The organism is Microbulbifer sp. ABF4_148 (assembly GCF_056158985.1).
In genome coordinates this window covers 1,334,712-1,360,739 of sequence record NZ_JBSWUI010000001.1, presented here as the reverse complement: position 1 = coordinate 1,360,739, position 26,028 = coordinate 1,334,712, and the positions used below count along the sequence as shown (strand labels likewise).

At 59.1% G+C, this 26,028-nt stretch carries 25 protein-coding genes; 5 read left to right on the top strand and 20 right to left on the bottom strand.

The window, feature by feature from the left end; translation table 11 throughout:
* Positions 1–23: 23 nt before the first annotated feature.
* The 4 genes from ACXAD0_RS05940 to ACXAD0_RS05925 form a co-directional block, all read right to left on the bottom strand.
* Positions 24–512: a thioredoxin domain-containing protein gene (locus ACXAD0_RS05940; protein WP_475087447.1), complete on the bottom strand. Its 489-nt coding sequence runs from the start codon at positions 510–512 to the stop codon at positions 24–26.
* A gap of 39 nt (positions 513–551) precedes the next feature.
* On the bottom strand, positions 552–1,676 hold the full coding sequence (gene rsgA / locus ACXAD0_RS05935; protein WP_475087446.1) for a ribosome small subunit-dependent GTPase A: 1,125 nt from the start codon (positions 1,674–1,676) through the stop codon (positions 552–554).
* Positions 1,677–2,366: 690 nt separating this feature from the next.
* Positions 2,367–3,308 (bottom strand): bifunctional Delta(1)-pyrroline-2-carboxylate/Delta(1)-piperideine-2-carboxylate reductase, encoded by a 942-nt coding sequence (lhpI, locus tag ACXAD0_RS05930; protein WP_475087445.1) that lies wholly within the window; start codon positions 3,306–3,308, stop codon positions 2,367–2,369.
* Positions 3,309–3,322: 14 nt separating this feature from the next.
* Entirely contained in the window at positions 3,323–4,417 is a 1,095-nt protein-coding gene (locus ACXAD0_RS05925) for a proline racemase family protein (protein WP_475087444.1), read from the bottom strand.
* A gap of 125 nt (positions 4,418–4,542) precedes the next feature.
* Between ACXAD0_RS05925 and ACXAD0_RS05920 the strand changes: the two genes are divergently transcribed.
* Positions 4,543–6,333 carry a collagenase gene (locus ACXAD0_RS05920; RefSeq protein WP_475087443.1) on the top strand — a complete coding sequence of 597 codons (1,791 nt, stop codon included), beginning with the start codon at positions 4,543–4,545 and terminating at the stop codon, positions 6,331–6,333.
* A 198-nt stretch (positions 6,334–6,531) separates the two neighbouring features.
* Here the strand turns inward: ACXAD0_RS05920 and ribA are convergent, their stop codons facing one another.
* The 12 genes from ribA to glyA all read right to left on the bottom strand — a co-directional run bounded on the left by ribA (position 6,532) and on the right by glyA (position 16,763).
* Entirely contained in the window at positions 6,532–7,167 is a 636-nt protein-coding gene (ribA, locus tag ACXAD0_RS05915) for a GTP cyclohydrolase II (RefSeq protein ID WP_475087442.1), read from the bottom strand.
* Positions 7,168–7,182: 15 nt separating this feature from the next.
* A complete protein-coding gene (locus tag ACXAD0_RS05910) occupies positions 7,183–7,821 on the bottom strand; it encodes a retropepsin-like aspartic protease family protein (protein WP_475087440.1) in 639 nt (212 codons plus the stop codon).
* 26 nt (positions 7,822–7,847) lie between these two features.
* Positions 7,848–8,327 carry a phosphatidylglycerophosphatase A family protein gene (locus ACXAD0_RS05905; RefSeq protein WP_475087439.1) on the bottom strand — a complete coding sequence of 160 codons (480 nt, stop codon included), beginning with the start codon at positions 8,325–8,327 and terminating at the stop codon, positions 7,848–7,850.
* Positions 8,328–8,363: 36 nt separating this feature from the next.
* The gene (gene thiL, locus ACXAD0_RS05900) at positions 8,364–9,341 is read right to left on the bottom strand and encodes a thiamine-phosphate kinase (RefSeq protein WP_475087438.1); all 978 of its coding nucleotides are present in this window, start codon (positions 9,339–9,341) and stop codon (positions 8,364–8,366) included.
* Positions 9,342–9,354: 13 nt separating this feature from the next.
* A complete protein-coding gene (gene nusB, locus ACXAD0_RS05895; protein ID WP_475087437.1) occupies positions 9,355–9,798 on the bottom strand; it encodes a transcription antitermination factor NusB in 444 nt (147 codons plus the stop codon).
* A 46-nt stretch (positions 9,799–9,844) separates the two neighbouring features.
* Positions 9,845–10,315, bottom strand: a complete 471-nt coding sequence (gene ribH / locus ACXAD0_RS05890; protein WP_475087436.1) for a 6,7-dimethyl-8-ribityllumazine synthase — start codon at positions 10,313–10,315, stop codon at positions 9,845–9,847.
* 30 nt (positions 10,316–10,345) lie between these two features.
* A complete protein-coding gene (gene ribBA, locus ACXAD0_RS05885; RefSeq protein ID WP_475087435.1) occupies positions 10,346–11,461 on the bottom strand; it encodes a bifunctional 3,4-dihydroxy-2-butanone-4-phosphate synthase/GTP cyclohydrolase II in 1,116 nt (371 codons plus the stop codon).
* A 108-nt stretch (positions 11,462–11,569) separates the two neighbouring features.
* Positions 11,570–12,241 (bottom strand): riboflavin synthase, encoded by a 672-nt coding sequence (locus ACXAD0_RS05880; protein WP_475087434.1) that lies wholly within the window; start codon positions 12,239–12,241, stop codon positions 11,570–11,572.
* Positions 12,242–12,252: 11 nt separating this feature from the next.
* Complete coding sequence (gene ribD / locus ACXAD0_RS05875; RefSeq protein ID WP_475087433.1) at positions 12,253–13,404, bottom strand: bifunctional diaminohydroxyphosphoribosylaminopyrimidine deaminase/5-amino-6-(5-phosphoribosylamino)uracil reductase RibD; 1,152 nt, start codon at positions 13,402–13,404, stop codon at positions 12,253–12,255.
* Positions 13,405–13,446: 42 nt separating this feature from the next.
* Positions 13,447–13,914, bottom strand: a complete 468-nt coding sequence (nrdR, locus tag ACXAD0_RS05870; protein ID WP_475087432.1) for a transcriptional regulator NrdR — start codon at positions 13,912–13,914, stop codon at positions 13,447–13,449.
* 97 nt (positions 13,915–14,011) lie between these two features.
* Positions 14,012–15,154 (bottom strand): extracellular solute-binding protein, encoded by a 1,143-nt coding sequence (locus ACXAD0_RS05865; protein WP_475087431.1) that lies wholly within the window; start codon positions 15,152–15,154, stop codon positions 14,012–14,014.
* Positions 15,155–15,497: 343 nt separating this feature from the next.
* Positions 15,498–16,763, bottom strand: a complete 1,266-nt coding sequence (gene glyA / locus ACXAD0_RS05860) for a serine hydroxymethyltransferase (RefSeq protein ID WP_475087430.1) — start codon at positions 16,761–16,763, stop codon at positions 15,498–15,500.
* A gap of 516 nt (positions 16,764–17,279) precedes the next feature.
* Here glyA and ACXAD0_RS05855 point away from each other — a divergent pair.
* Positions 17,280–17,846: a hemerythrin domain-containing protein gene (locus tag ACXAD0_RS05855; RefSeq protein WP_475087429.1), complete on the top strand. Its 567-nt coding sequence runs from the start codon at positions 17,280–17,282 to the stop codon at positions 17,844–17,846.
* 37 nt (positions 17,847–17,883) lie between these two features.
* On the opposite strand, the gene fnr is transcribed toward ACXAD0_RS05855, so the two are convergent.
* The 3 genes from fnr to ACXAD0_RS05840 all read right to left on the bottom strand — a co-directional run bounded on the left by fnr (position 17,884) and on the right by ACXAD0_RS05840 (position 20,907).
* Positions 17,884–18,633, bottom strand: a complete 750-nt coding sequence (fnr, locus tag ACXAD0_RS05850; protein WP_475087428.1) for a fumarate/nitrate reduction transcriptional regulator Fnr — start codon at positions 18,631–18,633, stop codon at positions 17,884–17,886.
* Between the two features lie 90 nt (positions 18,634–18,723).
* The gene (gene hemN, locus ACXAD0_RS05845) at positions 18,724–20,127 is read right to left on the bottom strand and encodes an oxygen-independent coproporphyrinogen III oxidase (RefSeq protein WP_475087427.1); all 1,404 of its coding nucleotides are present in this window, start codon (positions 20,125–20,127) and stop codon (positions 18,724–18,726) included.
* A gap of 96 nt (positions 20,128–20,223) precedes the next feature.
* On the bottom strand, positions 20,224–20,907 hold the full coding sequence (locus ACXAD0_RS05840; protein ID WP_475087426.1) for an OmpW/AlkL family protein: 684 nt from the start codon (positions 20,905–20,907) through the stop codon (positions 20,224–20,226).
* Between the two features lie 244 nt (positions 20,908–21,151).
* Between ACXAD0_RS05840 and ACXAD0_RS05835 the strand changes: the two genes are divergently transcribed.
* Together ACXAD0_RS05835 and ACXAD0_RS05830 are read left to right on the top strand one after the other, a co-directional pair.
* Positions 21,152–21,736: a hemerythrin domain-containing protein gene (locus tag ACXAD0_RS05835; protein ID WP_475087425.1), complete on the top strand. Its 585-nt coding sequence runs from the start codon at positions 21,152–21,154 to the stop codon at positions 21,734–21,736.
* A gap of 45 nt (positions 21,737–21,781) precedes the next feature.
* Positions 21,782–22,201, top strand: coding sequence for a SpoIIAA family protein (locus ACXAD0_RS05830; RefSeq protein WP_475087424.1), 420 nt, complete (start codon positions 21,782–21,784; stop codon positions 22,199–22,201).
* Positions 22,202–22,247: 46 nt separating this feature from the next.
* Here the strand turns inward: ACXAD0_RS05830 and mmsB are convergent, their stop codons facing one another.
* Positions 22,248–23,147, bottom strand: coding sequence for a 3-hydroxyisobutyrate dehydrogenase (gene mmsB, locus ACXAD0_RS05825; protein WP_475087423.1), 900 nt, complete (start codon positions 23,145–23,147; stop codon positions 22,248–22,250).
* Between the two features lie 316 nt (positions 23,148–23,463).
* Between mmsB and pulA the strand changes: the two genes are divergently transcribed.
* Entirely contained in the window at positions 23,464–25,998 is a 2,535-nt protein-coding gene (pulA, locus tag ACXAD0_RS05820; protein ID WP_475087422.1) for a type I pullulanase, read from the top strand.
* The last annotated feature ends 30 nt before the right edge of the window (positions 25,999–26,028 follow it).

The window sequence follows — 26,028 nt, the reverse complement described above, 5'->3', positions numbered from 1 at the left end:
GCGGGGCCACCTGATTCCTCCCCCTATTCTCCTCTCTCAGCCGGCTCGGCCAACAACTCGCCCAGCATCGCACCAAGCGACAAATCCTCCAGCAGACCAAAATGACTCAGGCGGATATTCCCGCTGCGATCCAGCAGCACCGTCGATGGTGTGCCCTGCAAAGCCAGCTTCTGCATGGTGACCGGCACCGGGCCATTGTCAGCGGGCTGGTCGATGGCGATCGGAAACTGCAGACCAAACTCCGCGGCGTAGACCCGCAGTGCATCGGCATCCATTACAGGGTGATGCTCAAACACCGAATGCAGGCCAATCACGCACAGGTCCGTGGTAGCGAAATGATCGGCCACGCGCACGGCCTGCGGCGTCGCGTGCTGGGTGCAGCCCGGACATAGCATCTGGAAGACATGCAACAACACCACCCGGCCATGGCAATCGGGCGGCGCGTTCACATTCAGCCAGGATGCAGCTGAAATCTCCGGAGCCGGGATGCCGGCGTCAGGCAAGAGGGGCACGTCCATTCCTCCGACAATTGATTGCCACTCCCCTGCAGTCTAGTCACCGCCCTGTTTTCGATGGCGCGCATGGCCCTGCACGGAGCGATAGAGCTGCGCCAGTGCACGATCATCAGCGCGCTGCTCGGCCAGGGTCTGGCGGTTGCGTCGCGCTTCTCGCAATAGCTTGCGCCAGTTTTCCAGTCGACGGGTATCGAGGTCACCACGAGCCACTGCGGCCTGTACCGCGCAGCCGGGCTCGACCCCGTGACCGCAGTCATCAAAGCGACACTGCTGCGCCAGATGGTCGATATCGCTGAATGCAGCGGACAGATCATCTTCGGCATCCGCCAGCCCAAGCTCACGCATACCCGGGGAATCGAGGAGCAACCCGCCATCTGGCAGTGGATACAGCGCACGGTGCCGTGTGGTATGCCGGCCCTTGCTGTCATCTTCACGAATACCACCGGTCGCTGCGCGCTCGGCACCCGACAGTGTATTCAGCAACGTCGATTTCCCTACACCCGAGGACCCGAGCAACGCAGTGGTTGTGCCCGCCGGACACCAGTCTCGCAGCTGCGCCACCGCTTCAGGATCGCGCCCGTCGAGCACCTCCAGCGGTAAGTCCGTGTAGCGGCGCAACGCCTCACGGTAGGGCGCGATATCCTCGCACAGGTCCGCCTTGGTCAGGACCAGACAGGCCTGGCTGCCCGCACTGCGGATCATCGCGAGGTAGCGTTCGATTCGTGACAGGTTGAAGTCGTGATTACAGGAAGACACGATCAGCACCGTGTCGATATTGGCGGCGATCAGCTGGGCGCGGTTGGCGCCGGGCGCCATGCGGCGGAACACACTGCTGCGTTCGAGCCGGCGTCGCGGCCGCCCACTTTCATCCAGTAGCAGCCAGTCACCGACGGCAACACCATCGCCACTCAGGGACAGCAGGCTTTCGGTCACCGGGATACGTTGTTCTCCGGCCGCGGCGGCTATTTCGAGCTGATCCCGATGGCGGGCCATCACGCGCACCGGCGTCAACGATTCCATATCCGCCAGGTCCAGCTGCTGCTGGAAAAACGGCTTCCAGCCCAGCACACGCAGGGCGGAGGCTTCGGGGTTGGCAGTTTGGGCTGCCAGGGTACGTCCGCCAGCGATACGCGGGCGGCGATTCAACAGGGATTTTTTCAATGGAGGAACCCTCGGGCACGTACCGACATCCACAGTGGCAATGGCCACCGTAGAGAACTCCGCCCGTAACTTTTCAACGACACGCACTTTGGCGCGCTACCGTATCCATCGACGGAACACATCGGTACTGCAATACATGTTGCTTCCTTCAGGAAGCATGGCCATCAGCCAGGCTGATGGGGCCGGGGTTACACCCAGGTAAGAGGCATCGCCTCAGTGGGTCACCCGGCGGGGCTTGCACACAATCATCAAGCGCCTCCAGGGGTTCAATATGGATAGACATCCTGGGGTTACACCCGCCATTCACTCGGGTGCCGCCTCAAGATTCTGGTTAATTTATCACCAAACGGATATGCCGGCAATTTCAGCGGCGCAATCACGGGCCCAACCACTAGCCCAATCACTGGCCCAACCACTAGAGAGTGTCGCGGGTCTGGGGGAATAATCGAACAACGGGGTTTGTCATCAGACAGAAAGAGAAAAGCCGGCATAGTGCCGGCTCATCATCCGATCGCAACGGGTACATCACCTTTCTCGACCCGCAACAACCTGATGGCTTGAGTATAGACACCAATCACCTTTCTCGAGGCGTCTTGCTCGAAGTAAAGGATGGTGTGGCGCCGTTTCGATAACATGATGTTTTTATGAACGTTTGGTGACACACCAGCCAGCACCCCACATTGGGGGCATCTATTGCGCCAACCGGGCATAGACCCGCCGCGCGGCCACCAGATCCTCCAACGCATGCCCGACCGACTTGAACGCGGTAATGGCGTCAGTTGCGCGCTCGATGGGTGTACCGCAACAGAGCCCAAACAAATCGCCAAGAATCGCCTCCTCCCGCAACACGCCACTGGCCAGGGGAATCGCCAGATCACCGGTTTCCTCCATCGCCTGTGGCAGCACGTCCACATAGAGCGCGACTTTACGGATCAACGCATCATCCGCCTCGCGCATATCCGGCCGATAGGCCCCGACCAGATCAATATGCTGGCCGGGCCGCAACCACTCGCCGCGCAGCAACGGCGTCCGGCTCAGGGTGGCGCAGCTGACGATATCCGCCTCGGGCATGGCACCCGGTAAATCCTCGGCAACCGCAACCGGAAATCCCTCCGCCGCGAGGCACGCCACCAGTGCGGCCGCCTTGTCCGGATTTCGCCCCCAGATATGAACCTGTTCAATAGGCCGCACACTGCAGTGAGTGCGCACCAGCTCCGGAGCCAACGCGCCCGTGCCCACCATGAGCAGGGAGCGCGCATCCGCGCGGGCGAGATAGTCCGCCGCCAGGGCCGAGGCAGCCGCGGTGCGCTTGCTGGTGAGGGCCGTCGCATCCATGACGGCGCGCGGTACCCCGCTCGCCGCGTCAAAGAGCGAATAAAGCCCCTGCACACTCGGCAACTCGCGATTCTCCGGCGCGACACTCACGGTTTTCACGCCGAGAAAATCCCCCGCCTGCCAGGCGGGCATCAACAACAGTGTGTTTTCCGAATGGCTGTCCGCACGCCCCTGGTAGTGATGGTGGTGCCGCGGTGGCACCTGAATCGATCCTTCGCGAAACGCATCGCGCAGGTCGGCGATCAGCCCCGGAAAATCCAGCAGCTCACTCACCTGCTGCTTATCAATCACTTGCACTTTCCCACTCCTGTTCAGCGCAACAAAAAACCATCCCGCAACGGGTCGCCGGGATCCAGGTAAAAGGTGTGTTCTCCGGTGATGTAGGCATCACCTGCCACTTCCGGAATTACACCGGGCATGCCGGCGAAATCCACTGCCTCAACCACGGTGCCACGAAAAACACTGCCGGTAATACTTTCAATGTGCATCCCTTCGCCCACGTGCAGGCGCCCTTGCGCATGGTGCAATGCCATGCGGCCCGCAACGCCGGATCCGGTGGGAGAACGATCCAGTTCGCCATCGGCAAATACACAGGCATTGCGACTGTCTACGCCATCACCAACGCTGCTGCGTCCGTGATCAATAAAGATGGTGCCGTACAAAAAACTGAGTTCAGGTTCCAGTGGATGTCGGATCTCAAAATTCTCCATCACTGCTCGCTTGATCGCCCGACCCGCTTCAATCACACGACCCGCACAGTCAGGCTCAAGCGGGAAACGCAGCTGCGCCGCGTCGACATAGGCATAGAAAGCGCCGCCGTATGCAAGATCAAACTGGATAGTTCCCAGGCCAGGCACCTCAACAGACTGATCCCGCGCGAGTACAAAGGAGGGCACGCAAAGAAAACGCGCATCGACAACGCGATTGTTCTTGTCAGTACGCGCGAACGCATGAATCCGCCCACAGGGCACATCAATGGTCACCGGTGTTTCCCGGCACGGCCCCCGGCTTTCCACCCAGCCAAGCTCCAGCGCCAGCGTCGCCAGCGCTATTACTGCGTGGCCGCACATGGTGCTGTAGCCTTCGTTATGCAGGAATATCGCACCGAAATCTGCCCCCTCGTCATCGGGGGGCACCAGCAGGCACCCGTACATGTCGGCATGCCCACGGGGCTCCCACATCAGGGCAGTACGCAAAGCATCGTACTGGTCCCGCGCGCAGGCGCGCCGCTCCAGCACCGTATTTCCAGCCAGCTCGGGATATCCAGCGATCACCACCCGCAACGGTTCCCCGCCGGTATGCAGATCAATCGTCCGTATAGCCTGCCTGCCGTCCGCGATGGGCAGGTCAGACGTCGATGCGGTACGAAGTATGCGCTGGTAACTCGTCATTGAAATGCGTGTCACTATTTTCCTCCAGAGTGTACCCCTGTAACCTGTCACGCCGGTGTGATACGTGTCGCTATTGCATTGGCGGCAAGGGTTAAATATTATTTTGCCGACAATAACAACTTAGAGAATAAATTCCAATCATGGCTTCCCTCGCAAAACCTGCCCGTGATTCCGGTTTGCGCCCTGGCGCACTCAGCACTCTGTTGCTCTTTACCTTGCTGGCTTCCCTACTGCTGCTGGGGCTCAAGCATTTTCGCGCGAGCAACCAGGACACCCTGGTCGCGGAAGTCCTGGAAGGACGCGATACCATCTGGACGCTGGATTTCGATCACGATCGGGATGGCCGCCTGGAAGCGATACTCGCGCGAATCGGCATGCTCTCCGAAACTCCGGCGTTACAGCCCGAGCAAACCTCGGAACTCAGTGAATTGCTTTTTTACCTGCGTGCGTATTACTACTTTACGCCGACACGGGTAGTGACCGAGGAGGATCGGCAACGCGTTGGAGCGGCGCTGCAACAATTTGTGACATCGCCGTACTTTCTGGCCGCTAACAGCAGCGAGGCGCGAGAGAACTATCTGGCTGCGCTCTACCTGTTTCTCGGCCGCAAGGTTTCCGCTGAGGATCTCGCACCGCATCTGGCCGCCCTGCAAACGCTCCTCTCTGACTCAACGCCGGCACAGTCGCCTGCGGAAACCCTCGAGTTGTTGAGAGCGGTGGGATTCCTTGCTTATGAGGCGCGCAACAGTGACGACTATCGCTCCGCACTCAAGACTCAGGGAGACTTTATCTCTGAGCTACTCGCACTGGGACGTTCTGGCGCGACAGACTGGGTACTGCAACATGCGCTTTGGACATTGGCCTACATGGCCGTGCTCGAGGAAGCAGAGCCATCGGAGCTGGACGATACCGTATGGAACTTGTTGCAGGAAAATAGTGCACTGGATGACGTTGCACGCAAAATGCTGTACAGCAATTTTTATCTGGTGAATGCATTCCGCGTAAAAGACCAGTGCGACGATGCACTGCAGGGACGCTGTATGGCGGCCACCATCGATGAGGCCTTACCGCTCGCCCATGAGTGTTCTGAAACGCTGCTGATCCGCGCCACCGAGCTTGCCCCCCGGGAACTCACACAAACCTGCGAAAGACTGACGGCCCAGGAAGCATTCTTTCATACGCTACTGGATACCAAACACGAGCCCGTGGCGGATGACCTGAATACACTGTTGCGCGTGGTTATTTTCGATAACTACAGCGAATACAACCGTCACGGGCAAATGCTGTTCAACATCAATACCGACAATGGCGGCATGTATATCGAAGGCGAACCCGCCGCGCCGGGCAATATCGCGACGTTCTACTCGTTCGAAACGTTCTGGCGTAAGGCGGAATTTGGGGTGTGGAACCTGAACCACGAATACGTGCACTACCTAGACGGACGCTACATCAAATACGGTGGTTTCGGGCACTACCCGGAAAAGCTGGTCTGGTGGTCGGAAGGCCTCGCCGAGTACGTTGCCAATGGCGACGACAATCACACGGCCATGAAAACCCTGAAAAATGCTGAGGCGGAAGCACTGCCGGACCTGAGCAAAATCTTTTCTACCGCCTATGGCGACGGCGTAGAGTTGACGTACCACTGGTCTTACCTGGCGGTGCGCTTTCTGGCAGAACACGACAATCCATCACTGATCCAACTGGGCGAAGCCCTCAAGCAGGACCAGTTCAATACCTATAGCGAGTTGCTTAGTGCCCTGGCCGAACAGCACGATCCGGCGTTCCAACAATGGTTATTGGAGCAACAAGAGCACTTCGATATTGAGCCGGCATCCGGCGACAAGCCGCGGCAGATTTACCGCTACCTCTACCGTGACTACCTATGGCCGGAAACACTGGCCGAACGTGTGCAGCGCTATCACTTCGGCTAGCGCAATCCACTCTGGCGCCCTTGCCGTGACGTAGTCTCGGCAGGAGCTCAGAAGTCAGTTTTCAGCAGCAACGCCGAGAAGTTAGGGCTCAGGAATGATGGGCTGAGAAATTAGGCCTTAGCAGAAACGGGGCAGGAATAAACCCGGGGGAGAAGATACCGCGCGCAACGGGGTCGGCGCGGCATCGCAGGACTCGTCTCAGGCGTCTTTTTCAGGATCGCTGCCCTGCTCCTGGGGTTCTTCGTCCTGCAGCAGGTGGCCCAGTTTGCCCTTCTTGGTAGACAGGTAATTAACGTTGTGCGGGTTGCGTCCACTCTGGTGCGGCAGACGTTCGACCACATTGATGCCGAGATCCTGCAGGGCTTTTACCTTGCGCGGGTTGTTCGTCATCAGGCGAATTTCATGCACCCCCAGATGCTCGAGCATCGGCTTGAGAATGGAGTAGTCACGCATATCCGCACCGAAGCCCAGCTGCTCATTGGCCTCCACGGTATCGGCGCCACTGTCCTGCAGGTGATACGCACGGATCTTGTTCAACAGGCCAATGCCACGGCCTTCCTGACGCAAATAGAACACTGCACCGCGGCCTTCCATCGCGATACGATGCAGTGCATGTTGCAGCTGCGCGCCACAATCGCAGCGCAGCGAGAAAAGCGCGTCGCCTGTCAGGCACTCAGAATGGATGCGGGCCAGCAGTGGCTCGTCGGTATCCATATCTCCCATGGTCAGGACCACATGCTCCTTGCCGGTTTCAACTTCCTCGAAACCATGCATCGCAAACATGCCCCATGAAGTCGGGAGTTTGGAAGATTCGACGTAACGAATGGTGGTCAAGTTACTACCTCATTATCACTGACGAGCCCGAAGGATCAGCAAGCCACCCTGCTGCTCCATATCTACCCGGCGCAGGAAGCTGTTTCCCAGCAGGGTGATCTCGGGAAAATTATCGGCGTGCACAGTGGCATCGACGTTATGTATTTTGATCCCGCCAATCGCGACACTGGCGAGCTTTACCCGGTAGGCCCGCGCAATGCCGCTGGCCGTGGATACGCGAATCTCCTTGGCGTTATCCAGACTGATACCCAGCCGTCGCGCGGTGGGATAATTGAACGCGATACTGGTCGCACCGGTATCCACCAGTACATTGACGCGGCGCCCGTTAATCCACGCATGGGTGCTGTAATGGCCGCCCCCATCCGCGTTGAGCCGCACCTCCGCCTGCTGCGCCTTCGCATAGGCGCTGGCAATCGGGGCATTCAGGGTGAGCTTCTGCTCACGCCCATCGATACTCACTCGGGCAAACTCGCTGGTTGCCTCCAGCAGGCGCACCCCTTCCGGGGATTGCTGGCCCGGCTTGAGAATCCGCTGGGTACCGTCAATCTGTAACATGGCGGAGCTGCCAAACAACCCTTTCAGCTGGACACTTTGCCCATAAGAACCCGCGGGCAACAGCGCGACGATGCACAGCAGCAGACCGACGAATTTCATGTTGTGCCTCCGGTGTAGAGTGCGTGCTATGCCAACCAGTAAGCGGTGACCTGCAGTACCAATGCCGCGTAAACAGCCGCCAGTATATCGTCCAGCATAATACCGATACCACCATGTACACGTCGGTCAGCCCAGCCGATGGGCTGCGGCTTGGCGATGTCGAACAGGCGGAACAGTACGAAGCCATAGAGCGCCCAGACCCAACCGGCCGGGGCCATAAACATGGTGAGCCAGTAACCCACCATTTCATCCCACACGATACCACCGTGGTCATGCACACCCAGCTTGCGCGACGCGGCGCCGCACAGGTAGCAGCCCAGTACTGCCGCAGCCGCTACGACCGCCAGATACCAGGCGGGAGACAGGCCCTGCAGCAGCCACCAGAACGGAATCGCCATCAGCGTACCGAAGGTGCCGGGCGCCTTGGGCGCCAGACCCGAACCAAAGCCAAACGCCAGCAGCATGGTGGGGCTGCGCAACAACTGCTGAAAACTCGGATTGCTCATGATGGCATTCAGGTCCTGATGTTCTTGTTATTGATGTCAAAAGTGCGTGTAGCCGCGGCCAGGGGGTGTCCAGGGGGCCCCCTCCAGCTGACAACGCACGCGCTTGTCCCCGGTCTCGCCGGGAACGGCAGCGGTAATCCGGCCAATCTTCACCGGTTCCAGATCCAGGTGGTGACAGACGTCCCGCATTTGCGCTTCGGCCCCAGCTGGCAGCGTGAAACACAGCTGGTAATCATCTCCGCCGGCCGCGGCCTGAGCGAGGGCATCACCAGCATTCAGTTCTATCGCCAACGGAGCAACCGGCACCGCCGCCATGTCGAGTTCTGCACCGACACCGCTGGCCGCGCAAATATGGCCCAGATCGGCCAGCAGGCCATCGGAGATATCCAGCCCACTCGTGGCAAGGCCGCCCAGGGCGCGGGCAAGCGCCAGCTGTGGATGCGGCCGATAAAACGCCCGCTCGGCGCGCGCGCGGGTTTGCGGGTCCACCGCCAACTCCCCCAGGACCACCGGCAGGGCGGCAGCGGCAGCCCCGAGAGGCCCACTGACATAGACCCCGTCACCGGGACGGGCACCATCACGGCGCAGTGGCGCTTCACTCACGCCCGTGACCTGAATGGTGATCGAGAGCGGCCCGCGTGTGGTATCGCCCCCCACCAGCGAAACGCCAAATTCGGCAGCCGTTTCCAGCAGCCCGGAGGAGAAATCCTGCAACCACTGCGCATCACTGTCCGGCAGGGTGAGCGCCAGGGTAAACCAGAGCGGGCGGGCGTTCATCGCGGCCAGATCGCTGAGGTTTACCCGCAGCGCACGGGAGGCCAATAATGCGGGATGAGCGTCGACGGGGAAATGGCGGCCGGCCACCAGCGTATCGACACTGGTGGCTAACACACCCGATGCCGGCGGCTGCAACAGGGCGCAGTCGTCGCCGATCCCCAGCAGCACGCCTTCACCGTGCGCCGCCACGGCGAAATATTCGCGGATAATGTCAAACTCGCCGGGGCCGGTACGCATCAGGGGCCTTTACTCAGCCTTTGCGATCCGCGCCAACTTCCGCAGCACGCAAATCAGCGGCAGTCTTGTCGAGGATGCCATTGATATATTTAAACGCATCCGTGGGGCCAAACTTCTTTGCCAGCGCCACCGACTCGTTGATCACGACCTTGTATGGCACGTCGATACGATTCTTGAGTTCATAGGTCGCCATGCGCAGCAGTGCACGGGACACCGGATCCAGATCGTCCACAGAGCGATCCAGGTGCGCGGCATAAGCCGCCTCAACTTCATCCAGCTGCTTGGCCACGCCATGAAACAGATCGCGGAAATAGTCCACGTCGGTTTTGCTCATGTCGTTGTCAGTACGAAACTCGGCTTCAATAGCATTGAGGCTGGCACCAGCCATCTGCCATTGATAAAGAGCCTGCATAGCGTAGTGGCGCGCCTTGCGACGTGCGGAAGCAGTTACGGTCATTCGTTTTTCCAGTCGTTACATCGGTGGGGGCCTGGCCCCCGGAAAATTAGATCTGCCCGAGCAGGGAAACCATTTCCAGCGCGGTTTCCGCGGCTTCGCAGCCCTTGTTACCCGCCTTGGTGCCGGAGCGTTCAATCGCCTGTTCGATAGAGTCCACGGTCAATACACCGAAGGTCACCGGGATGCCCGCATCAAGGGATACCTGGGCCAGGCCCTTGGTGCACTCGCCAGCAACATATTCGAAATGCGGAGTGCCACCGCGAATGACGGCGCCCAGTGCAATGATCGCATCGAACTTGCCGGAATCCGCCAGCTTCTTGGCCGCCAGCGGGAACTCGAATGCACCCGGTGCATAGTAGATGGTGATGTCTTCTTCCTTGATGCCCTTGCGGCGCAGCGTGTCCAGCGCGCCGTCCTTCAGGCTCTCAACAACAAAGCTGTTCCAGCGACTGACCAGCAGGGCAAACTTCCCCTTGCAGCCTACGAAATCCCCTTCGATTACTTTGATCTTGCTCATGGTCTTTTCCAGTTTCTAATTCGCTAAAACTCAGTTTTCTTCAACGTTGAGGTATTCCTCGACTTCGAGCTCGAAGCCGGAAATGGCGCTGAATTTGAACGGCGCACTCATCAAACGCATTTTATGCACATTCAGGTCCCGCAGAATTTGCGAGCCGGTGCCCACCTGCTTGTACACCAGGTCCTGGCTCGGGCGCTGCTGCTTACCGCTGATCAGCCAGTCGATGCTCTCTTCGATTTCTTCAGTGGTTTCGTTGTGGCAGATCAGTACCACCACGCCCTTACCCTCTTGTTCAACGCGCTGCATGGCACGACGGAAGGTCCACGGCGTGTACTTTTCATCACCACGCTGGATGGTCAAAACATCGCGCAGGTTATTGCCCACATGCACACGCACCAGGGTCGGTTCCTGCGGGGTCGGCTGGCCCTTGATGAAAGCAAAGTGGCGCTCGCGGCGGGCTTTGTCCAGATAGGTGCGCAGGGTGAAGTCGCCATACTCGGTCTTCACTTGCCGCTCGTTAACACACTCTACCGTTTTCTCATTCATGGCCCGGTAGGTGATCAGGTCAGCAATGGTGCCGATCTTCAGATTGTGCGCCTTGGCAAAGGTCTCCAGGTCCGGACGCCGTGCCATGGAGCCATCTTCATTCATGATCTCAACGATCACCGCAGCGGACTCGAAGCCCGCAAGGCGGGAAAGGTCGCAGCTGGCCTCGGTGTGGCCGGCACGGCTCAGCACGCCACCCGGCTGGGCCATAATCGGAAAGATATGTCCGGGCTGCACGATATCCTTGGGCTTGGCATTACGCGCTACCGCAGCGCGGATGGTCCGCGCGCGGTCCGCCGCAGAAATACCGGTGGTCACCCCTTCAGCAGCCTCGATCGAGACGGTGAAATTGGTGCTGAACTGGGCGCCGTTATCACGGGACATCAGCGGCAGGTCCAGCTGCTCACAGCGCTCGCGTGACATCGGCATACAAATCAGGCCGCGCGCGTGGGTCGCCATGAAGTTGATGTCTTCGGCGCGCACCTGTTCGGCGGCCATCACCAGGTCACCTTCGTTCTCGCGATCTTCATCGTCCATCAGGATCACCATCTTGCCCTGGCGGATGTCGTCGATCAGTTCTTCAACCGTATTCAGTTCCATAAATCTCTCTGCTGTGGTGAGAATTCCCCGCCGCCGCATTGTTGATCGCGGTCTCTCCGGGAACGGGAGCCTTACCTCCCTGCTTGTTCTTGTTTCCTGTAATCCGCTTCAGGCCCGGTGGAACCCGTGCTGCGCCAGGAATTCCATGGTTAGCCCTTCACTACTCCCACTGCCGGGTTCTGCCGCGGCATCGCCCATCAACAGGCGCTCCAGGTAGCGCGCGATGACATCCACCTCCAGGTTGAGGCGGGTACCGGCGCGGTAATCCCCCATAATGGTTTCCTGCAGCGTATGCGGCACGATGGTCAGTTCGAATTCAGCGCCATCGACCGCGTTGACGGTGAGGCTGGTGCCATCGACTGTGATCGAACCCTTGTGGGCAATGTAGCGGGCCAGCTCCCCGGGTGCACGGATACGGAAGCGCTCGGCGCGCGCCTCCGGACGCCGCCAGACCACTTCGCCGATGCCATCGACATGTCCGCTGACAATATGGCCGCCAAGACGGGTCTGCGGTGTCAGGGCTTTTTCCAGGTTGACCCGGTTGCCGATCTTCCAGTCACCGACGGTGGTCACCGTCAGGGTTTCAGCCGAGACATCGGCCCAGTATCCATCGCCGGGCAGGTCCACCACGGTCAGGCAGACACCATTTGTGGCAATGCTGTCACCCAACTGCACGTCCTGCAGGTGGAGTTTGCCCGAGCGTACCCGCACACGCAGGTCACCGCCCTGCGGTTTTAGCTCGGCGATTTCGCCAATGGCTTCAACAATCCCGGTAAACATTCGGCTTTCCCCTAGCGCTCGATATCGGTAGTGGCGGTAATTCGCCAGTCGTGACCGACAGCGCGCATATCGGTAATGGTAATCGGCAGCACCGAGCCCATCCGTTCAATGGGCAGTTCAAACAATGGGCGCGCCGAACTACCCAGCAGTTTAGGCGCCACGTACACAATTAACTCGTCGACATGGCCGCGGTACAGAAACTCACCAGAGAGGGTCGCGCCACTCTCTATCATGACCTCGTTGCACTGACGCCGCGCGAGCTCCTGCAACAGCGCGAGAAGATCGACCCGACCCTCGGCGTCCGCGGGCAACACCACCACTTCGGCACCGGCCTTCTCCAGCCGCTGGCGGCGTTCGCTATCCGCATTGGCGGTCGTGCACACCAAGGTGGGGGCATCCCCTTGCAAAATAAAGGCTTTGGCGGGCGTGCGCAGACGGCTGTCGACAATGACCCGCAGCGGTTGCACTTCAGCGGCCTGCTCCGCCTCCAGTAATTCCAGCGCAATTTCGTCCGCGCGCACATTCAGGTTGGGGTTATCAAAGCGCACGGTTTCCACGCCCGTGATCACCGCACAGCTGCGCGCCCGCAAGCGCTGCACGTCCGCGCGCGCTGCCGGTCCGGTTACCCACTTTGACTCTCCGCTGGCCATAGCGGTACGGCCATCGAGGCTCATCGCAGACTTGCTACGCACCAGGGGTAACCCCAGCGTCATGCGCTTGATAAAGCCCGGATTCAGGTCGCGACAAGCCTCTTCGAGCACCGGACCTTCAACCTCAACGCCAGCGTCGCGCAGCTTCTGCAAACCGCGCCCACTGACTTCAGGGTTTGGATCTTCCATGCCAAAAACCACTTTGGCGACACCGGCGGCAATCAGGGCATCGGCGCAGGGGCCGGTTTTCCCGGTGTGGCTGCAGGGCTCCAGAGTCACATAAACCGTCGCGCCGCGGGCGGCCTCCCCGGCATCGTTCAGCGCTTCAACTTCGGCATGGGGCAGGCCGGCGCGCTGATGCCAGCCTTCACCGACAACCACGCCGGCAGGATCGGTGATCACGCATCCCACACGAGGGTTGGGCATGGTGGTATACAGGCCGCGCTCTGCCAGTTGCACCGCACGCGCCATCAACGCCTGGGCAACGGCCGCATTAGGGGATTCCGCGCTCATGGATTCTCCGCTCTGAATTCTTCGCTCATGATGACGGGAGACTTAAGGGGTCTCTGACGGGTCGCGGGTCAGCTTGTCGATTTCCTCGCGGAACTCGGACACGTCCTCGAAGCGACGATAGACCGAGGCAAACCGTACGTAGGCCACCTCGTCCATCTCACGCAGCTTTTCCATCACCAGCTCGCCAACCGATCGGGCCGGCAACTCCCGCTCACCGGTCGCCTGCAGCGCATGTTTGATCTGGGCAACGGCAGACTCGACCCGCTCAGTACTGACCGGGCGCTTCTCTACAGCCCGCTGTATACCGGCGCGCAACTTGTCTTCATTGAAGGGTTCACGCTGGCCATTCTGCTTGATCACGCGGGGCAGCAGCAGTTCAGCCGTCTCAAAGGTGGTGAAACGCTCGTGGCACTCAAGGCATTCGCGACGGCGGCGCACCTGGTCACCCTCGGCGACCAGGCGGGAATCCACAACTTTGGTTTCATCTGCGCTGCAGAAAGGACAGTGCATAGGGGTGGCCCATGGTGAAAATGGGCCGCAGTTTACCACAGCTACAGGACCGCGGCGCCCCCGCGGGTCAGTGCCCGCTGGCGCCGCCCGGCGGCACTCAGAGAGACTCGCGCTCGACGATCCGCTGCCACAGGCGGTGGCGCAGCTGCAGAACGCGGGGCGTCGTCGCCTTGGGAATCCAGCTGTCGGACAACTCTGTGGGATCAGGGTAGATAATGGGATTCGTCAGCACGTCCATATCAACATACTGACGCGCCTCGACATTGGCGTTGGCAAACCAGGTCTCGTTGGTGATTTCGGCAATCACCTGGGGGCGCAACAAATAATTCAGGAACTGATAGGCATCATCCTTGTTGGGCGCATCGGAAGGAATGGACAACACGTCAATCCACAGGGGAGCCCCTTCTTTTGGGGTCGTATAGCGGATTTCAAAGGGCTTGCCAGCCTCTTTTGCCTGCTCCTGCGCTTCGAGAATATCGCCGTTCCAGCCATGCACCATGCAGTGCTTACCGCTTACCAGGTTCTCGATATAGTCACCGGAGTCAAAGTCCGTCACATACAGACGCACCTTCGCAAGCAGATTGGCCACCATGTATTGGTGGGCAACCTTCATGCTGTTCGGGTCTTTGCCCAGAAACTTCAGGCCCACATCGAAAATTTCTTCGGGGGAACGCATTAGCGTGACGCCACAGTGGTCCAGCAGCTTGAGCCGCTCGGGATCAAACAATAGATCCCAGCTGTTGTCCGGTAGGGTACCGCCAAAGGCCTTTTGCACAGCCTCGACGTTATAGCCGATTCCTACCGTGCCCCAGAGATAGGGAAAGGCATATTTGTTGCCCGGATCAGAGCCCTGCAGACGCTCCATAAAGATGGGATCATTGCGTGACCAGTTGGGGATCCTGCTGCGATCCAGCGGCTCCAGCCGCCCGGCAGCGATGTAGCCCACAATGTTGTCGGAGCCGGGCACGATCACATCGAACTTGCGCCCTTCGTTGATCCACATTTCCTCGAGCTCTTCGATATCGTCGAACTCGGTGTAATGGACTTTAATGCCGGTCTCGGCTTCGAAGCGCGCGAGGGTATCCTCAGCGATATATTCAGACCAATTGGCCACGTGAATTTCACGCGCGTCGGCAACCGCCACCAACGCAAAGAGGCCAAACACCATAGTTAGAATATTGTTCTGTGAAGAAAGCCCCTTGCGAGACTTTTCGTTCGTCATGAAGCGGGTAAGGCGCATTTTCCCTCTCTTCGCAGGCACTGCGGAATTGACCGGACCCTGCGTAACTGGCTGTTGCCATCGAGGGAAACGAGCCCGGTACCGTCTGGACTCATTGGTCGCTCCGCACCACCGCGGAAAACACCAAAATTTCAAAGACAGAGACAGTACATCCGTGCGCCGCTCACCGTCGAAAAGTCTGACTTCCTGTTCGACTTGTCGCTTAAGCGGTCAATTAAACCAGAATTGCGCCATGCCTGCATTAAACCGAATAAAGTTTCAATGACTGGCATCACCGTACCAACTTGCAGACAAAAAAAGCGGCTTCGATGAGCCGCTTTCTTCTTACTCTGAACTGCAAAGGTCAGTCGGCGTATACCGGGAACTTCGCGCAGATTTCCAGCACCTTGCCTTTGACTTCCGCAACGGTTGCATCGGCATTGCCGCTTTCCAGCGCATCGAGCACGTCACAGATCCAGTGGGTCAGCTGCTTGGTTTCTTCAACCCCGAAACCGCGGGTAGTAATCGCCGGGGTACCGACACGCAGACCGCTGGTGATAAACGGGGAACGCGGGTCGTTCGGTACCGCATTCTTGTTAACGGTGATGTTGGCGTTGCCCAGGGCTTCGTCCGCATCCTTACCGGTGTACTCCTTGCCGATGAGGTCCACCAGCATCAAGTGGTCATCGGTACCGCCGGAAACGATGTTGATACCGCGGTCGAGGAAGGTCTCCGCCATGGCGCGGGCATTTTCCACGACCTTCTTCTGGTACGCCTTGTATTCCGGGGTCATGGCTTCTTTGAAGGAAACCGCCTTGGCCGCAATCACGTGCATCAGCGGACCACCCTGACCACCGGGGAATACCGCGGAATTCAGCTTTTTCTCGATTTCCTCGTTGGCTTTGGCGAGGATGATACCGCCGCGCGGACCGCGCAGGGTTTTGTGCGTAGTACTGGTGACAACGTCGGCGTAAGGCACAGGCGTCGGGTATTCACCGGCGGCAACCAGGCCAGCAACGTGGGCCATGTCGACCATCAGGTAAGCGCCCACTTTGTCGGCGATCTCGCGGAAACGTGCCCAGTCCATTACGCGGCTGTATGCGGAGAAACCGGCGACGATCATTTTCGGCTTGTGCTCGAGGGCCAGGCGCTCGACTTCTTCGTAATCCACTTCACCGGTTTCGGTGTTGAGGCCGTACTGCACCGCGTTGTAAATCTTGCCGGAGAAGTTCACACGCGCACCGTGGGTCAGGTGGCCACCGTGGGCCAGGCTCATGCCCAGAACGGTATCGCCCGGCTCGCACAGCGCCTGGTAAACCGCAGAGTTGGCCTGCGAACCGGAGTGTGGCTGTACGTTGGCGTAATCGGCACCAAACAGCTCTTTGGCACGTTCGATCGCCAGTGCCTCGACTTTGTCCACATATTCGCAGCCGCCATAGTAGCGCTTGCCTGGATAGCCTTCGGCGTACTTGTTGGTTAGGGCGCTGCCCTGCGCTTCCATCACCAGCGGGCTGGTGTAGTTTTCGGAAGCGATCAGCTCGATATGCTCTTCCTGGCGACGGTCCTCATCCTGGATGGCTTCCCAGATGTCCGGATCGTAGGAGGCGAGAGTGACTGACTTATCAAACATGGTATTCCCTCAATCTATCGGGCTGCGGTTCCCGCGCCACGGGCTCGGCGTATTCCAGCCGGCGAGCGGCAAAACGGGTCTGAATATGGGGTACAACTGTAGAAAGGCGCGCATTGTACACCAACTAATTCCGGGCTTGTTGTTGAATTACACGCCCTTCTGCGTCACCGCCACCCACCGCCAATAGGGTGAAAAATGACCGATTACTCGCGCGCAGTTCCGTAATCCGGGGCCACCGTGCCATCCCACGCCGGCACAATGTGCTCAATCTCTCGCCACGGCGAGCAATTGCCGCGCTTCCCCACCCTGACGCCATAAACGTCTCACCCACTGCTACATTTGATGAGCTCTGGAGTTCCGCTGCGCCAGCGAAATCCCAGCCAGTGACTGGCGCGTATACGGAATACCAGGTCGACGACCCTCTGGTGCAGTTTTTGGTGGGTGTCACCAGCTCAGGCGGCCGCGATGTCAGCGGTTCCGGCCAGCCATCAACAATCACGGCGGATGGAGTCAGCGATGGATAGCATTTACACCCAGTTGTGTCGGGATCATCAGAACATGCACCGGGTTCTCGACACGTTTGAAGAACTTCTGGCAGATATGACGCGGGAAGACCGCGACCCCGCCACTCTCTCCCTGCTCCTCGACACCCTGGACTACATCGCCACTTACCCGGACAAATGGCACCATCCGGTCGAGGATGTCATCTTCTCCGTGCTGCTGAACAAACCGGATATCTCGCCAGAACCGATCCTGTGGGCGCGGGACGACCACCTGCAGCTGGCCAAACAGACCAAGGAACTCAAGGAACTGCTCTACGCGGTAGCGCACGACTGCGCCGTCGACCGGGATCACCTGCAGGCCGCTGCCGACCGCTACCTGAAGCACCAGCGCGAGCACATGACACGCGAGAACCGCACGGTGTTCCCACTGATGGAGGAATTCCTGACCGAGCAGGACTGGATGGCCATTGGGGAAGAGCTGGAGGAGCGCACAGACCAGGTGTTCAATCCGGCCATGCGCTGTCAGTACGATGCCCTGCAGGAATATGTGAATAACAGCCGATCGGCCACCGCAGTCTGAACAATCCACAGCAATGGGCGCACGCCCCGAGTGCGGTTTAGCCGTTCAGGGAGCGCCCCATTTCATTCTCATCACACACATGGGTGCCGGCCAGCTCGCTCAGGGCGAGCAGGTCGAGGATCTCCACCGAGCGCCCGGACACCTGAATCAATCCATCCTTCTGGAATGCGGTGAACAGGCGGCTGACCGTTTCTGCAGTCAGACCCAGATAGTTAGCGATATCCGTGCGCGGCATCGACAACACAAAGCGATTGGCAGAGTAACCCCGGCGGGCATAGCGACTGGAGATATTCACCAGTAAAGCCGCCAGTCGGGCATTGGCCGCGCGCTTGCCCAACAGCAGCAAGATTTCGTTTTCCTGGCGCAGCTCTTCAGAAAAGATCGAATAGATCTGCTTCTGCAGCGCCGGCACCTCCAGCGCCAGCTCCTCGAGCCGGGCGAACGGCAACTCGCATACACTGCTGTCTTCGAGGGCACGGGCAAAGCTGGGGTGGCTACCGGTGCTGTAGGCATCAAGACCGAGCAGCTCGCCCGGCAGGGAGAAATTGGTCACCTGTACATCGCCATCGGCGGACAGTACGGACGATTTGAAACTGCCGGAGCGGATCGCGTACAGGTTGTGAAAAGAGTCCCCGGCACGGTAGAGGGCCTCGCCGGCTTTGACCGAGCGTTTACCGCCCGTCATGGTCTCCAACCGCTGTAAATCAGACTCGGGCAGGCCTGCAGGCAAGCAAATCCGCCTGACTGCACATTCACTGCATTTCACTGCTGTTGAATCCCGACTCATTTTCTCGTCCCGTGGGTACCTGAACTACCGCTATTGTACCGGATCCGGGCCCGGGGTTGTGCACCCCCAATCGCGGACGCGGGTTTGCTGTTACAGCACGCGCGAGTAGCGCCGTGGGGTGACTTTGCCATCGTTTGCAGTTTCATCATTGAGATAGGCATCAAACGCGGATGCCGCGTTGCGAGCAAACCAGCGGCCGCGTGCGGTCAGCCACAGCCGGTGGCGGTCCTCGCCGACCAGACCGTCTTCGATCATCGGCTGCAACCGCGCGCGCTCCCGCGCAAAACACACATCGAATGGCTGGCCGATCTGCCGTGAGACCTCCCGCTTGTCCAACTCCATACGGCACATCAGGGTCATAATCAGCTGCTGGCGTAACCGGTCATCTTCGCTGAGAGACCAGCCACGGAATGCCGCGCTGCCCTGTTCCTGTATAGCGGACACATACTCTTTGACCCGGTGGTGATTCTGCCAGAAGCCATCGGCGCTATAGCTAATTGCGGAAGCGCCCAGCCCGATCAGGGCATCCGCAGGCATCAGGGTATATCCCTGGAAATTGCGTTTTAACTCGCCGCGAGAAGCCGCGCGAGCGAGCTCATCCCCCGGCAGGGCAAAATGGTCCATGCCGAGAAACTCGTAGCCGGCTTCGCCCAGCATTTGCACCGCCGCGCGCTGCATGGCAATTTTTTCTTCAGCCGATGGCATGGCATCGGTATCGATCAGCCGCTGCGCCTTGAAACGCTCCGGCAGGTGCGCGTAGTGATACAGCGCGATGCGGTCCGGCGACAACTGTAAAACCCGCGCGACGGTTTCGCGCAAACTGTCTTCACTCTGGTGTGGCAATCCGTAGACCAGATCATAGGAAATCGAGGCAAAGCCCCGCTGTCGCGCGCCCTCGGTAATGGCCGCAACCGTATCCGCATCGCAGACCCGATTGATCGCGCGTTGCACCTGCGGGTCAAAATCCTGAATACCAAGACTCAGCCGATTAAAACCCAGTGCCCGCAGCGTATCGAGCGATTCAATGTTGAGACTGCGCGGATCCGCCTCGATGCTGTATTCCACACTGTCATCATGACGCAGCTCAAAAATCTGCCCCAGGCCCTCGATCAACCGGCGCATATCCGTGTCGGTCAGGAAGGTGGGCGTGCCACCCCCCAGATGCAACTGGGTCACCGGCGCCTGAGCCACACGATCACGATACCAGCGAGCCTCTTCCAACACGCGATCGAGATAGCTTGAGGCCAGGCCATACTGATTGGTGATGACTTTGTTGCAGGCACAGAAGTAGCACAGCGAATGGCAGAAGGGGATGTGCACATACAGCGACAGACTGTCGATCGTTTGCAATGCGTCCCACGGCCGGATCGTCCCGTCGAGCGGCACAAAGCGATCGGCGGTAGGATAAGACGTGTAGCGCGGACAGGATCCGCTATAGCGCGACAGCATCTCGGTGGGAAAAGCCAGGTCGTGTTCGCCGGTGTGCTGGATCATGATGCTTCTTGCCTGTGCAGTAATCCGGGCACGAGGCCCGGATAAGATTGTTGCGCCCGGCCCCCGATCAGAGAACCGGTCATTTGGGTCGCGCTGTTAGAAACGGTAGCCAAGCCCGGCCATGGTCACCAGCGGATCCAGTTCCACGTCCGCAGTCACTTTACCCACACCCGGCACCCGGACAGTGGCTTCGGTATCGATATCCATCCACCACACGGCAACATTGAACAACCAGCGCTGGTCCGCACCGAAGACAAAGTCGACCCCGGCTTCGAGCGCCACACCGGTGGAGTTTTTCAGGGACAGGTCCGCACCGCCGGTTGCGCCCAGGCTCGCGAAGACAGCATTGGCCTGCCCGCTCACTTCTTCTTCAAAGAAGGCGGTGTAGTTCAGGCCGGCACCGACATAGGGCTGCACCTTGGAAGACGGCGACAGCGGGTAGTACTGCAACAGTACAGTGGGCGGCAGATGACGGGTTTCGCCCAGGTCAAAGGTTTCCCCCAGGCCGCTCACCTCAAGGTCATGAGTGAAGGGGCTGGCAGCCACCACTTCAACGCCCCAGTGGTCACGGAACATATATGTCGCGGTCAGACCCAGCGCCGTCCCGTCATCCACCCCTGCCGCAGTTCCGTCCAGAACGGTACCGGACAGCGCCAGCGCCGAGGAACTCACATCCGGGCTAACGGTTGCGGCGCCGGTACGCAACAACACGCTACCGGACTCATAAGCGAGCGCGGGGGCAGACAGAAGGAGGGTGGCCATGACGGCGAGCATTTTCATAGGATTCTCCAGATTCCTTACTGAGTAATTCGACCCGATCCGTTGGTTCAGTGGTCGGGACGGGCGCAGAGTAACTGCGCGCCCCCCTCCACAAATTGATCCACATCAACGGATCGTCAGCTGCCGCCATTTGATCCGACGCAGGAAAACAGGCGCCGACAAACGCGACGGACTTGATCCAGGTCAAGGGAGTCCACCCCCCTCGGCCTACCATCAGGGAAAAGCCATCAGCGGAGGCAAGCCCATGCACCCTCTATACCGACAACTGTGCCGCGATCACCGCAATATGCAGCAATTGCTACAGGCGATGGAGAGATTGCTCGCCGACCTCGACCGGCGTGATCGCGACCCGGCCACTCTGGGCCTGATTCTCGATGCCCTCGATTACATCAGCACGTATCCGGATCGCTGGCACCACCCGCTTGAGGACCTGGCCATGCAACACCTGCAGGCCATACCGGGTGCAGACCTGGCACCGATCAAGGAGATTCAACAGGAGCACCGTGACATCGCCGAGGCGACCCGGCGCATGACGACCCTGTTTTATGCTGTGGCCAATGACTCCGCGGTAGAACGCTCACAACTGTTTGGTGCCACCCAGAAATACCTGGAACTGCAGTGGGGCCATATGGACAAGGAGAACCGCCACCTCTTCCCGCAGTTTGAACGGTTGCTGGAGGCGGAAGACTGGGACCGGATTGGTGAAACCCTGAAACTGCAGGCGGACCCTCTGTTCGATACCAGCCTGAAGCGGCTGTACGAATCACTGCACCATTACGTCACGCACGTTCCGGTCGACCCCATTGAGGAGCAGCGCGCAACGGCGTAACGCAGCGGCTACAGCGGAATGTAAGATGGAAAAAAGGAGCGCACCATGAGCAAGGCAAACCGACATGGCCTATCAATTGGCATTGAGCGAGTAGACAGCGAATTCTTTTTGTACCTGCGTATTATCGGCAAGCTGACCCATGCAGACTACGAGACCATTAACCCGCTGCTGGAAAGCGCACTGGCCGCCGTGGAACACCCGCAGGTGAAAGCATTGGTGGATATCAGCGAGCTGGAAGGATGGGAGTTACGTGCGGCCTGGGATGATTTGAAGCTCGGCCTGCGCCACGGCAAGGACTTTTGCCGCATCGCCATCCTCGGCAATAAAAACTGGCTGGCGCTGGCAACCAAAGTCGCCGACTGGTTTACCGCTGCCGAACTGGAACACTTCGAGCAACGCGATGCGGCGCTGGAATGGCTGCAAAAAGCTACCGCCAATCACAACACCACAACGGCCAGCGCCTGAACCTCGCCCTGAATTTATCCGGCGGTCCGATTAGTGCTGACTTCGATCAGTTACCGACGGGCCGCCGGAACAGGTTCTGGATACTGGAAAAATCCAGGCGCTGGTTCACGGGATCGCCGCCGTGCAGCTGATACAGGTTTTTGGCCAGCGCACCGAGCGGTGTGGAGGACGCACTGCCCGCTGCCGTATCCATCGCCAACCCCAGGTCTTTCAGCATTAATGCCACCGAAAAGCCTCCGGCATAATCGTGGCTGGCAGGCACCCCTTCCATGACACCGGGATAGGGATTGTATTTTTCCAGCGACCAATTACCACCGGAGCTGGCCTTCATGATGTCCGACAATACATTGGGGTCGAGACCATTATCGACGCCCAGCTGCAAAGCTTCCGAAGTGCCGATCATATGAATCGCCAGCAGCATGTTGTTGCAGATCTTGGCCACCTGCCCACTGCCCGCCGGGCCCGCATGGAAAATATTCGCACCCATGGCCTCGAGCACCGGTCGCGCCCGCTCAACCGCTTCCGCATCCCCACCACACATAAAGGACAGGGTTCCCGCTGCCGCCGCAGCCGTACCACCAGAAACCGGCGCATCGACAGCGGCAATCCCGCGTTCACCGGCCGCCGCAATCACCTGACGGGCATCACTGGCAGCGATGGTAGAGCAATCGATCAATAACGCATTGTCATCCATGGCCTGCAGAAGACCGCGCGCGCCCAGATAAAGCGAGCGCACCCCGTCCCCGCTGGTCAGCATGGATAACACCACATCGGCGCCCTCCACCGCATGGTGAGCACTTTCTGCAGCGATGCAGCCATTCAGGACAGCTTGTTCGAGGGCAACCGCCGCGAGATCAAACGCACGTACCGTAAAGCCGTTCTTCACCAGGTTTGAGGCCATCGGCCCACCCATATTACCGAGGCCAATGAACGCTACTGTCTTCATCCGCATCATCCCTTTTGTCATTGTTAGTTTGCCTGCCGCCGCTATTCCCTCTCACGGATGCATGGACCCCGCATCAAAGAAGCCAGGCCAATACTTTGCAAAGATACGCCGGGTAGCCGGCAAATTCATCTTTTCCACACCGGGAACCCGTGCTCCAGACGATCAATGGGACTTTCGAACTACGCCCCGGCGCAGGGGGATGTGCCCGGTTCCAGCCCGGCACTAGTCTGGACCCTGCGGTGAAGGCCGATCGAAGCCCCAGTTGTGTCATGAAATTCGACCAATAATTCCAACAAAATAATAACGGTACACAGCGATGATCAACCCCACAGATGGTGGTCGAACCCGACTACCGGCACTCTCCTGCCTGCTTATTACTCTCTGTTCCGCCAGTGCTTCGGCAGAGTGGTACTTTCGCGGCACCCCCAATGGCTGGGAGACCGATGCCATGACAGCCGTCGGCGGCACCCAATATGAAACCTGCCAGACCTTTGCCGCCGGCGACGCTAATGGCGGCCCGCGTTTCAAGATAGACCGCTATGGCAACTGGCAGGAAAACTACCCCACATCAGATTACGGGGTAGAAGCCGGCAAAAATTACGCAATCACTTTCTACAGTGACAGCAAATCCATTCAGGTGACGGAAGTTGCCAGCTGCGATTCGCCAGGTGGCTACCAGAGTAATTTCCCCGGCCTGTTTTTCCGCGGAACCCCCAATGGCTGGGGCACCACAGAGCTGGCACTGGTCGACGACAACACCTGGCAGGTGCAGGTTAATTTTGATGGCCAGGCAAACCAGCGCTTCAAGCTCGACGTCAACGGTGACTGGAGCTGGAACTATGGTGACAATGGTGCAGACGGCACCCTCGAGCAGACCGGTGCAGATATCTATACCGCGGTCACCGGCGACTACCTGCTTACCGTCAACGATACCAACCTGAGTTACACGCTGGAAAGTGTCGCCTGCAGCAGCAACTGTGGTGGAAACGTGGAGGCCCTCGGCGCAATCTACAGCGCAACCGAAACCCGCTTCTCGCTCTGGTCCCCGGACCACAGCGATGTGCAGCTGGTCCTCGATGGCCAGAGTTACCCGATGAATAAAGTCCCCGACAGTAACGGCCTGACCGACGTGTATTCGGTTGTCGTCAGCGGCGACTGGAAGCTCAAGCCCTATTACTTTGTGGTGAACGGCAACTCGGTACGCGACCCCTACGGCCGCATGGTGGAACCCAACACCAATAACAATATCGTGATGGATCTGGACAGTACCGATCTGCCCGGTGGCTGGTCGGCGCGCCCCGCCATGAACGCCCGCGAGGATGCCATTATTTACGAGGTACACGTCCGTGACTTCACTATCGCACCGGAGTCCGGTGTAAGCAGTGACAAACGCGGCAAGTTCCTCGGCATGGTGGAGAGTGGCACCACCTACAATGGCGTCGCCACCGGTATCGATCACCTGAAGGAACTGGGCGTAACCCATGTGCAGTTATTGCCCTCTTATGATTTTGGTTCCTGTCCGGATGTGACGGACAACACCTGCTACAACTGGGGCTACGATCCGCGCAATTACAGCATCCCGGAAGAACGCTATTCGCTGACGCCGTTCGATTACGAAAACCGCGTGCGCGAGTTCAAGCAGATGGTGGATGCATTCCACAAGGCCGGCATCCGCGTGATTATGGATGTGGTGTACAACCACACCTACGCCAAGGAAATGTTCGAACCCATTTCCACCAGCTACTACACCCCGACGGACCTGTCCGGCACCGGCAACAGTATTGATGCCAATGTGCCGATGGTGAGTCGCATGATTCGCGATTCGCTCGAGTACTGGGTGGAGGAGTACAACATCGATGGATTCCGCTTCGACCTGATCGGGATCTTCGATTACGACGAAGTGGAAGAATGGGGCACGCACCTGAACGCTACCTTCCCCGACAGAAACCTGCTGATCTACGGCGAACCCTGGAACGGTTACGCTTCCGATCCACGCGAGCTGGAGCGGGTACGTCTCGGCACTATCGGCCGTATTCATGAAGCGCGCGTAGGTGTGTTCAACCCCAAATTCCGCGAGGCGATCAAAGGCCAGAACGACAACGGCGGCTGTAACCCTGGCGATTGCTATGCCTTCAACAACAACCCGGACACCTGGCGGATTGAAGTCGGCAGCCGCGGCGCATTGCGCTACAGCAACAATGCCAATACCAACATCGATTTGTGGGATCCGATGTTTGCCATGGACCCGGAGCAGAGCATCAACTATGTATCCGCTCACGATAACCTGAGCCTGCGTGACAAGATTTTGCAGTGGGCGGACCTGAACGGTGTCAGCCGCGATAGCGGTTACCTGCGACGTATCCAGATGTTTGCCAACGGCATTGTGCTCACCAGCCAGGGCATTCCATTCCTGCACGGCGGTGTGGAACTGATGCGCGACAAACAGGAAGACCACAACAGCTACAAATCACCGGATGCAATCAACCAGTACTATTGGAGCTGGAAAATCGACAACGCCGATGTGTACGACTACTACCGCGATGTGATTGCGCTGCGCCGTGCACACCCCGCGTTCCGCCTGACCACCTGGGACGCCGTTAACCAGCATGTGACCAGCAACCGCCCGCGCTATGGGGTGGTGGTCAATCACATTAACGGTGCCGCGGTAGGCGACAGCTGGAGTGAAATACTCGTGATCTACAACAGTGCCGATAATTACACCCACAGCCTGCCGGCGGGAGAATGGAAGGTGGCAATGGAGAAGTCAGATCCCGCCGCAGGCAACGGGCGCGTGGTTTCCGGTTCGGTAGTGGCAGAAGGCACCGCCGTAACGGTGCTCTACCGCGACTAAACCGCAGTCCGCTACACAAACCCATGAAAT